Origin of the sequence: Pseudarthrobacter sp. PH31-O2 (assembly GCF_030063265.1) — a bacterium.
Classification (GTDB): domain Bacteria; phylum Actinomycetota; class Actinomycetes; order Actinomycetales; family Micrococcaceae; genus Arthrobacter.
This window is the reverse complement of sequence record NZ_JASIST010000018.1, coordinates 1-7,511: the sequence shown is the minus strand read 5'-3', so window position 1 is coordinate 7,511 and position 7,511 is coordinate 1. Positions and strand designations below refer to the sequence as shown.

Here is a 7,511-nt window from a genome sequence, read left to right as displayed (position 1 = left end):
TGCCGGACCTTAGCGATGACCTGCTCGGGGGTATGTCTGCGTGCCATGATTCGTGAATTTCCTCCTGTGTCCATTCTCGGACACGAAACTCACACAGACACTGGACTTCTATCTGGGGACCCAACCAAGACCCCGACACGCGAGGTCGTTGGCTCACACACGTCAGCCGCGAAGTCAGCCAATTCTGAAGCTCAAAAGAGGCCATCTGTACCAGTGGCTTGAAGGCCGGGGTTGTAGAACCAATCTGTTGTTCTAATTCCCCATTATTTACAAGCTTGTCAATTTTGCTAAAAGTCAACACGATAGAATAAATCCATGACTACTTCAAACAAGTCACTGCCGACTCGCCAGAGCCGCATCCAGAGAGCATTAGGTCTGATGTTTTCCATCTCGATGGTGGGCTTACTGGCGTCAATCTTCCTTACCGGCCGCAACCCGCTCTTCCCAGGGATGTCCGGTCCGTTGCTGGTGCTGCTCTTCTTTCTGGCCGCAGCAGGAAGCGCTATCGGACTTGCAGTCACCAGGTCTCGACAGGCTGCCATGGAAACCGCAGACAAGAGATAAGTCCGAAAGGCTTGCTCCAGCGAGCTGGGGCCCACCGGAACCGAGCCGGTCAGTGGCGCCCCACAGCTAAGGCAGCAGAGCGCTCCAGGATGGACTCGTTACGCGCCCTCACCTTGTCATGACTCAGAGGGTCATCGTTCCAGCAGAGTTGCAACAGCGCAGAGACGGCCTGTCACCGTTTGGGGTGACCGGACGTCTCTTGACTGCTTTTAACTTCACGTGCAGGCGGCTAGCTAGCGCCGCAGGCAGCGCGTAATTTCCCGTTTGCCCTTCCCCTCACTGGCTTACGGGCAAATTCATGGCCGCCGTACTTCGTCGGGCACGATAGGAACTCTGACCGTCGAACTTCGCCCCTGGACGCTTGAGGACGCACCCGCGCTACGGGCTGCATACCAGCAGAACCCGGACCTAAAGACTCAATTTGGCAGTGCGCACCCAGCCACCGTAGACCAGGCGCGTGACTACATCGGCGCACAACTTCCGTTCACAGAGTCCAGACGCAACTGGGCAATCACGATCGACGGCGCTGCTGTAGGCAATGTAGGACTATCAGCCATTGACCGGCGCCACGGAACTGCCTGGATGTACTACTGGCTCACCTCTGCAGCCCGCGGTCGCGGCTATACAGTTCGAGCCCTCGCAACGATCGCCGCAGCAGCATTCGAAGACGGCCTCTTCCGACTCGAGCTAGGGCACCGAGTCAACAATCCCGCATCGTGCAAGGTCGCCTCCAGTGCCGGTTTCATCCCCGAAGGTATCGAGCGCCAGAAGCTGGCGTACGGCGCTGAACGCTTCGACGTCGAGACCCACGCGCGACTGCGTACGGATTCATGCCCACATCTCACGATGCTCCCGTTATCCCGATGAAGCCGCAGCGGGACAGTCGGTTCTAACGCCACCCGCTATTGGACAAGAACAGATCCTGATCGGGCCGCCATCAGAGTGTGAAACCTGTTCCAGTGTTCGAGTTCACGCGGTTGGCGGACGCCGCAACCGACTCTAGGTGATCGCGGTACTCGCGCCACCACGCCGGGTCCCCCGTTCCCATCCACGTACTCACGCAACTCGGTCAAAACATCGACGGTCCCCACCCGGGAGTCGGGCACCCGATCGATCCAGCGCCGCGTGAGCGCGAGCAGTAGACCCTCTTTCGAGCCAAACCGCTTGATCAGGCCGGGGGGCCTATGCCAGCGGCCGGAGCAACATCGTGAAGACCCCCCGGGATTATCGAATGTCGCCGAACCACCGCAGCCTCGATGCGGTCGAGTAAGTCCTCATCGGAGGTGCGCTGCGGTCTGCTCATGGAGTTAGTAAATAGCCATTCACTAACGCGGGCAAGCTCATCACGACCACCTATTCGGTTCTCTGGACCCCAACGAAGATGCTCCACGGCGCGACCAACTCGGACACTCAGAAGCCGGATGCGGCGATGACGGGAAAGACGACGGCTGCGGCGGCCGGTTAACTGGCGGGAAGGCCATGGCAGAAGCCCACCAGTTCCCTGGAACTCGACCTCGCAGCCGGCCGCACCCACCGACTGGCCAGGCTCAGCGATCTCATATCAGCTCCGGATTCGTGCCATGTCAGGCCATTCCCCGCGAAGTCCTGCATGAACAAATATCTGAGCGGAAAACCCGAACCGGCCGCAACCTTGGGTCGATCAAGAAAATCAGGAAGTCATGTTGTACGCGCCCCTAGCCACCATGAAGTAGTGAACGCGAAAACCCCAGCGGGAGGACGAACGAGGATGAACTCCCAGAACAGACCCCGCGAGGAGGCACCCGGCCCGCAGTAGCCAGAGCTCCCCCACACAACCGAATAAGCCGTTCCAGGACCTTACACACCCGGAACATCGGATCAGAGCCAAGAGTGTGCACAATGTGCACACGAAAAAACACCCCAAAAGCGCCTGACCTGCGGAAACACTGTGCCCGAGGTGGGACTCGAGCGGGTTTCCAGCCCTTGAATTTCCGCCACTCCCCCGCAAACGTCCGCAATCCGGCCCAGTCCGGCACCAATACGACCCGATCCGAAGCCCAGGGTGTGCACAGTGTGCACACCCTGCTTTTGGCCTCCGAACTCCCCCGACGACTGCTCATGGCCGAATTCCGAGCCATCGGTCTGGGACCCCTCCCACAGCACCTAGCGCCGCATCAGGTGTTTCTCGATCAGGATGGCGCTGCGCTTCAAATCGATGTCGCCGGCGGCCACACCAACAACCAGGTCGAAGGCATCGTCGGCGCTGAAGACGTGCCGATAGCCGTTGATCCAGAGGAACAGGACCATGAGCGTCCAGGCGGTGCGTTTGTTGCCGTCGATGAGCGGATGGAACCTGGCCACGGACTCGAGGAGTGCTGCGGCCTTCGTGGCCAGTTGAGGATAGGCTTCTGTGCCCATGACCGTCGTCGCGGGGCGCGCCAGGGCGGAAGCGAGCAGCCCGATGTCACGGATGTGGAAGCCGTACCGGTCGATCACCTGCAGTGCGTCCTCGATTTCGAGGTAGGAACTCATGCATCCTCAAGGCGCTTGAGCAGCTCCGCATCATGACTCATCACGAAATCCAAACCCTCACTGATCTCCCGGCCTCGGTCGTGGCGCTGGAGGACCAGCTCGGCCCCTTGGAGAAGCAGGGCGGACTTGGAAGTGTGCTCCTCGGCAGCAAGCGCATCGAGACGGCGGTCGAGGTCTTCGGGAACTCGTAGATTCATGGCCATACCAAAATGGTACCAAACCAGTACCAGCCGCTACTGATGAGAGGGGCTGGTCGATCTCGGCCGCGAAGTCATTTATACGTTCGTTTAAGTGACAACGTGATTCCGAACCAGGCTGGAATCAGAATATGTCACTTAACCAGTCATCTATTCTAAGTCATGCAAAGGGTCATCGTTTCTCTGTATGTGACAAAAGATCGTGATGGTCATGGTTGCGCCGAATGTCAGTTTGCGAAGTCGTCTACACGGGATGTCAACACTCGTCCGCACTGGCTCTAGGACGTCGCTGAGGATCACGATTGGGGAAAATCAATGTGTCCTTCCTGTCGCGGCGACCTGTTCGTTCGACGGGCGGCGAATTCTGCGGCTCCACATTTGCTGGCTTTAGAGTTGCCCCCTCGGTCTTCAAAACCCAGTCGAAGATAGGGGCAGAGTTCCGCACCCTCAGACGCTCAAAACTAACCCCGCCTTGCCGAAGTCCGCCCCGTTGAACGAGATGTTTTTGCCGCTGAAGGTCGCACGGTCGAAGGCGGTTTGGCGGCTCCGGGTCACCAGGGTTCACAGACAGGGGTCATTGACCTCTTGCACGGTGGTGCCGCTCCCACGCACGTGTGTCGGCGTCACGCGGAGTGCAGTGCGGGATTTAGCTGGCGGGCGTCTTGGTCGACCCCGGCGTGATCGAAATCGGCATGCAGAACCTTATCTGGCCCCCGGATCCGTCGTTGATGCAGTCGAGCGACACATCCTCGTCATCGGTGTGGAGAATGACGTTCGACATCCCGCGCTTACCCTGATTGAAGGTTCGCGGGGAACCCGGCGCCGGTAAGTTCTCCGATCACCGGGTGGATTCTTTTGGGTCCGGCCGGTCCTCACCGAGCAGCTTCGCTGCACGCTTGAGGATCTCCACTTCCGTTTCCAGCTGACGGATCCGCTTCCGGGCTTTGGCCAGTTCGGTGCTCTCGGGCGTCGTCAGCCCCGGGCGTTCGCCGCGGTCGATCTGGTCCTGACGGACCCAGTTGTGGAGGCCGCCCTCGCTGATATCCAGCTCAGCGGCCACTCGGCTAATGGGTTTGCCGGCCCGGACCAGGGCGACTGCCCGTGCGCGGAACTCCGGTGGATAGGGTCTTGGCATGTCTGAAGCCTCTCAGCGAGAGCCAAAAACTCAAACCATTTCGGGTAACCAATCCCTGGGGCAGGTCAAGCTGTCAACTAAACCTTCAGCAGTCCCCCAATAGGAGCATCGGTGGGCCGAACGCCAAGCGCCAGAGGTGACTGCCCCACCTAGGAAACTAAGACGACCCCACCTGATTCGCCATAGGTCTGCCGATCTACGACGCCAACGTGGGGGTTCCATGAAGCCGACTTGAATCCCTCAATCCTCAAAGCCGGATATTTCTCGAACCCCGTCTTGACGATGGTCACGTTGCCTTCACAAATCAAGTCCCATCCACCTTCAATCTCGCTTTTGAGCCCATCCGGAAGATCCACGGCGGAGGCGAGAGCGAAGAGGGAGTCGAAAGGCCTCCCGTGCCAACCGTCAGCTAGCACCAAGCCGGAAAAAGCACCAGTCCAGCGATCGCCGGATTCATCCAGATTCATCCAGATGGGCACTATTGTCGAACCGGGCGGTGCACTTATCGCTCAGCGGAAAGATGTTCCTGCCGGCTCCATATCCCGCTGGCAGCAGGCCCAACTCCACGACCTGAAAGTAGGCACTATGCCAATCCAGGAGAACCTACCCGAACCAGGCGGTGTCACTGCGCCTCCTGTCCCTCAGGCGACACTGATCCAGGAAGAGAAGCCGCGGCCGCCCCGGTTAATCCAGTGGTTGAGGCTCGCGCTCCTGCTCTCCTACCTGCTGCCCCCGCTCTGCCTGTTGGCGGGCACAGCGTCGGGTAACTACCCCGGTTACATCATCGTAATATTTATCCAATACGTGCTTCCGTTCATGCTCCTGATCTCGTTGATCTACCTGGGCGTCTGGCTGACGACACGGCGCAGGTACCGGTTCGATAGTCTCTGGACCACAACCATCATCGTCCTCATGTCTGCCCTGCAGCTGATAGTCGTTGCCCTCGTAGCGTTCGTCCTGTACCAGCTCTCGACCTACAACAACCCGTATGGATAGCCGGAAGACTTCACCCAAAGACCGCCAGAGACCCGAGTAACGGCTGCGGGTTCCAGTTCACAACAAAAGCCCTTCCCGGGTCAGCCGGGAAGGGCTTTCTTTTTACACGTACCGCAGCTCCGTCAGCGCCTGCATTCCATCATTTCGGCATTCCCTGACCTGGGACCAAGGCATCGAGATGCAGGACTGGAAAACCGTGAAGATCGACACCGGCCTCGACATCTACTTCTGCGACCCACACTCGCCCTGGCAGCGCGGCATCAACGAAAACACCAACGGCCTGCTGCGCCAATATTTCCCCAAGGGCACCGACCTGAGCATCCACAGCCCCGCAGACCTCGACTGGGTTGCCCAGGAACTCAACGACCGACCGCGCAAAAGACTAGAGTTCAAGAAACCGATCGAACTGATCGAAAACCTCCTGTTGCAATGACCGCCTGAATCCGCCGATCGGCTACTGGGACCTGTCCCTGACGTCGCGCGGCGGTGGTAAGTGGCGGACGCGGATCGGGAGCCGGTGATCTCGGTATCGTCGTCAGTACAGTGGGCAGAGGGGGGAACGAATGAGCAAGGGAACGACAAATGGTGGCCGTCTGCGCCAATGGTGGCACGAGTTCAATGCGAAGCCAGTCCCCTACCCGACGGACCCGGGCCGCGCCGCGGTGCCGTACCCGCCGTCCAAGCGGGGTCAACTTCACGCGTTCGCAGAATGCGAGGCGTACCTCCTGCGCGAGATCGTGCACGCTGGCGGCTGGGCCCGGCACGTGAACGCCCGCGGCGACCTCACGTTCGTCGCCCCGTGGCTCATCCAGCCCTGGCGGATACACGCTTCGCTCACGGACGACACAAAGGGCCGCGGTCCCATGAAGGCTCAGATGCAGGAGGTGGTGGACTGGCTCGCTAGCCATGGGGCGCTCCGGACGCTGAGCGACGAGCAGCGAAACGAGCTCGTTCGGTCCGGTGAGGATGAACGTGCTGCAGAGGGGCGCACCGGTGGGTCTCCGTACGACTCGCCGGAGTACCGCGCCAGGGTCGAGGACATGTACCGCGAGTGGGACCGCGATTCGTGGGAGGTCATCCCGGTGGAGATGCTGCACGTGTACCCGCACCTCGCCGATGCGGACCAGGAATGGCACGACACTGCCGTTCGCGCTGAAGAAGCGTAGGTAGCGCCGGCACCTGCTGACCGTCGTATCCGCAGGGTCGACTGACGGGCGTTCCCTCCGTGGACACCAGTAGCGTCCGATGGACGATCCTCATCTGAGGTGCTGCAAGTAAGCCCGGATAGTCCAAAATGACAGACGACGCCCTATGCTCCGCGGGCTAGCTCTTTTATCCGCAGACGCTGCTCTTCCCACTGATCGGGCGTGAGGCCTGGAATGTTTGGCGCTGATGGACGCAAACCGATGAAACCGTCCAACTGCTCGCGCACGATGTCCAAGTGTCCGGCATGACGGTGAGACTCGGCGATCATATGCACCAGGAGGCGTTCTACCGTAGTGTGCCGATGCTTTGTCCACCACTGCACCACGGCCGTTGTATCCAGCTCCAAGTCGTCGAGCACTGCATCGGCTGCGACGGTTGTCTCCCGATAGATCTCGACCGCATCGGCCAGCGTCATATTCGGCGGCGGGAGGAAGTCTGCCTGAGCGTCCCGGGATGCGATAACGCCCTGGATAACGGGGTTCTCAATTTCCCGTCCAAGACATGAAATGAAGTACTGGGATTCGGTGACGGCCAGGTGGAGCAGTAGGCCCATGACGTGCGTGCCTGTCGGAGTAAGGGGAGTACGCGCCTGGGCATCACTCAAGCCCTCACATTTCCACAAGATTGCTTCGCGGGCATCGTTCAGATACTCACGAAGCTGCGTCGCTCTGTCATTTGTATCGGTTGGCATGAGCTGAACGCTACAGGCTACTTCGGCCGCCGGTGTGCGCTTGAGGATCGGCGGATTCGGGCGGTCATTGCAACAGGAGGTTTGCGATCAGTTCGATCGGTTTCTTGAACTCTAGTCTTTTGCGCGGTCGGTCGTTGAGTTCCTGGGCAACCCAGTCGAGGTCTGCGGGGCTGTGGATGCTCAGGTCGGTGCCCTTGGGGAAATATTGGCG

Annotated in this window: 9 protein-coding genes and 3 pseudogenes; 5 read left to right on the top strand and 7 right to left on the bottom strand. The window is 59.8% G+C overall.

The genetic code is table 11. The features are described 5' to 3' along the window. Nucleotides 1–315: 315 nt before the first annotated feature. Nucleotides 316–564, top strand: coding sequence for a hypothetical protein (locus QMG72_RS17555; RefSeq protein WP_283481327.1), 249 nt, complete (start codon nucleotides 316–318; stop codon nucleotides 562–564). Nucleotides 565–828: 264 nt separating this feature from the next. Continuing rightward, nucleotides 829–1,431, top strand: coding sequence for a GNAT family N-acetyltransferase (locus tag QMG72_RS17550; protein WP_283481326.1), 603 nt, complete (start codon nucleotides 829–831; stop codon nucleotides 1,429–1,431). A gap of 1,275 nt (nucleotides 1,432–2,706) precedes the next feature. Here the strand turns inward: QMG72_RS17550 and QMG72_RS17545 are convergent. The 5 genes and pseudogenes from QMG72_RS17545 to QMG72_RS17525 all read right to left on the bottom strand — a co-directional run bounded on the left by QMG72_RS17545 (nucleotide 2,707) and on the right by QMG72_RS17525 (nucleotide 4,874). Continuing rightward, the gene (locus QMG72_RS17545) at nucleotides 2,707–3,075 is read right to left on the bottom strand and encodes a type II toxin-antitoxin system death-on-curing family toxin (protein WP_226776054.1); all 369 of its coding nucleotides are present in this window, start codon (nucleotides 3,073–3,075) and stop codon (nucleotides 2,707–2,709) included. After that, nucleotides 3,072–3,272, bottom strand: coding sequence for a ribbon-helix-helix protein, CopG family (locus QMG72_RS17540; RefSeq protein ID WP_226776059.1), 201 nt, complete (start codon nucleotides 3,270–3,272; stop codon nucleotides 3,072–3,074). The genes QMG72_RS17545 and QMG72_RS17540 overlap by 4 nt, the downstream gene beginning before the upstream one ends. A 646-nt stretch (nucleotides 3,273–3,918) precedes the next feature. Then, nucleotides 3,919–4,053: a hypothetical protein gene (locus QMG72_RS17535; protein WP_283481325.1), complete on the bottom strand. Its 135-nt coding sequence runs from the start codon at nucleotides 4,051–4,053 to the stop codon at nucleotides 3,919–3,921. Between the two features lie 22 nt (nucleotides 4,054–4,075). Then, a pseudogene (locus tag QMG72_RS17530) lies at nucleotides 4,076–4,407 on the bottom strand (transposase); the annotation flags it as partial. 149 nt (nucleotides 4,408–4,556) lie between these two features. Then, a complete protein-coding gene (locus tag QMG72_RS17525) occupies nucleotides 4,557–4,874 on the bottom strand; it encodes a hypothetical protein (protein WP_226776055.1) in 318 nt (105 codons plus the stop codon). Nucleotides 4,875–4,878: 4 nt separating this feature from the next. Between QMG72_RS17525 and QMG72_RS17520 the strand changes: the two genes are divergently transcribed. The 3 genes and pseudogenes from QMG72_RS17520 to QMG72_RS17510 all read left to right on the top strand — a co-directional run bounded on the left by QMG72_RS17520 (nucleotide 4,879) and on the right by QMG72_RS17510 (nucleotide 6,569). Then, a complete protein-coding gene (locus QMG72_RS17520; RefSeq protein ID WP_226776056.1) occupies nucleotides 4,879–5,403 on the top strand; it encodes a hypothetical protein in 525 nt (174 codons plus the stop codon). A 145-nt stretch (nucleotides 5,404–5,548) separates the two neighbouring features. Next, nucleotides 5,549–5,836, top strand: a pseudogene (locus tag QMG72_RS17515) (IS30 family transposase); the annotation flags it as partial. A gap of 130 nt (nucleotides 5,837–5,966) precedes the next feature. Beyond that, nucleotides 5,967–6,569 (top strand): hypothetical protein, encoded by a 603-nt coding sequence (locus QMG72_RS17510; RefSeq protein WP_283481324.1) that lies wholly within the window; start codon nucleotides 5,967–5,969, stop codon nucleotides 6,567–6,569. Between the two features lie 143 nt (nucleotides 6,570–6,712). On the opposite strand, the gene QMG72_RS17505 is transcribed toward QMG72_RS17510, so the two are convergent. Together QMG72_RS17505 and QMG72_RS17500 are read right to left on the bottom strand one after the other, a co-directional pair. Then, nucleotides 6,713–7,300, bottom strand: coding sequence for a DinB family protein (locus tag QMG72_RS17505; protein ID WP_283481322.1), 588 nt, complete (start codon nucleotides 7,298–7,300; stop codon nucleotides 6,713–6,715). Between the two features lie 64 nt (nucleotides 7,301–7,364). Further along, nucleotides 7,365–7,511, bottom strand: a pseudogene (locus tag QMG72_RS17500) (IS30 family transposase); the annotation flags it as partial.

Bases quoted from the DNA above. Each gene is read 5' to 3' on its own strand.
- QMG72_RS17555 (WP_283481327.1), top strand. From the start codon at position 316: ATGACTACTTCAAACAAGTCACTGCCGACTCGCCAGAGCCGCATCCAG.
- QMG72_RS17545 (WP_226776054.1), bottom strand. From the start codon at position 3,075: ATGAGTTCCTACCTCGAAATCGAGGACGCACTGCAGGTGATCGACCGG.
- QMG72_RS17540 (WP_226776059.1), bottom strand. From the start codon at position 3,272: ATGAATCTACGAGTTCCCGAAGACCTCGACCGCCGTCTCGATGCGCTT.
- QMG72_RS17535 (WP_283481325.1), bottom strand. From the start codon at position 4,053: ATGTCGAACGTCATTCTCCACACCGATGACGAGGATGTGTCGCTCGAC.
- QMG72_RS17525 (WP_226776055.1), bottom strand. From the start codon at position 4,874: ATGAATCTGGATGAATCCGGCGATCGCTGGACTGGTGCTTTTTCCGGC.
- QMG72_RS17520 (WP_226776056.1), top strand. From the start codon at position 4,879: ATGGGCACTATTGTCGAACCGGGCGGTGCACTTATCGCTCAGCGGAAA.
- QMG72_RS17510 (WP_283481324.1), top strand. From the start codon at position 5,967: ATGAGCAAGGGAACGACAAATGGTGGCCGTCTGCGCCAATGGTGGCAC.
- QMG72_RS17505 (WP_283481322.1), bottom strand. From the start codon at position 7,300: ATGCCAACCGATACAAATGACAGAGCGACGCAGCTTCGTGAGTATCTG.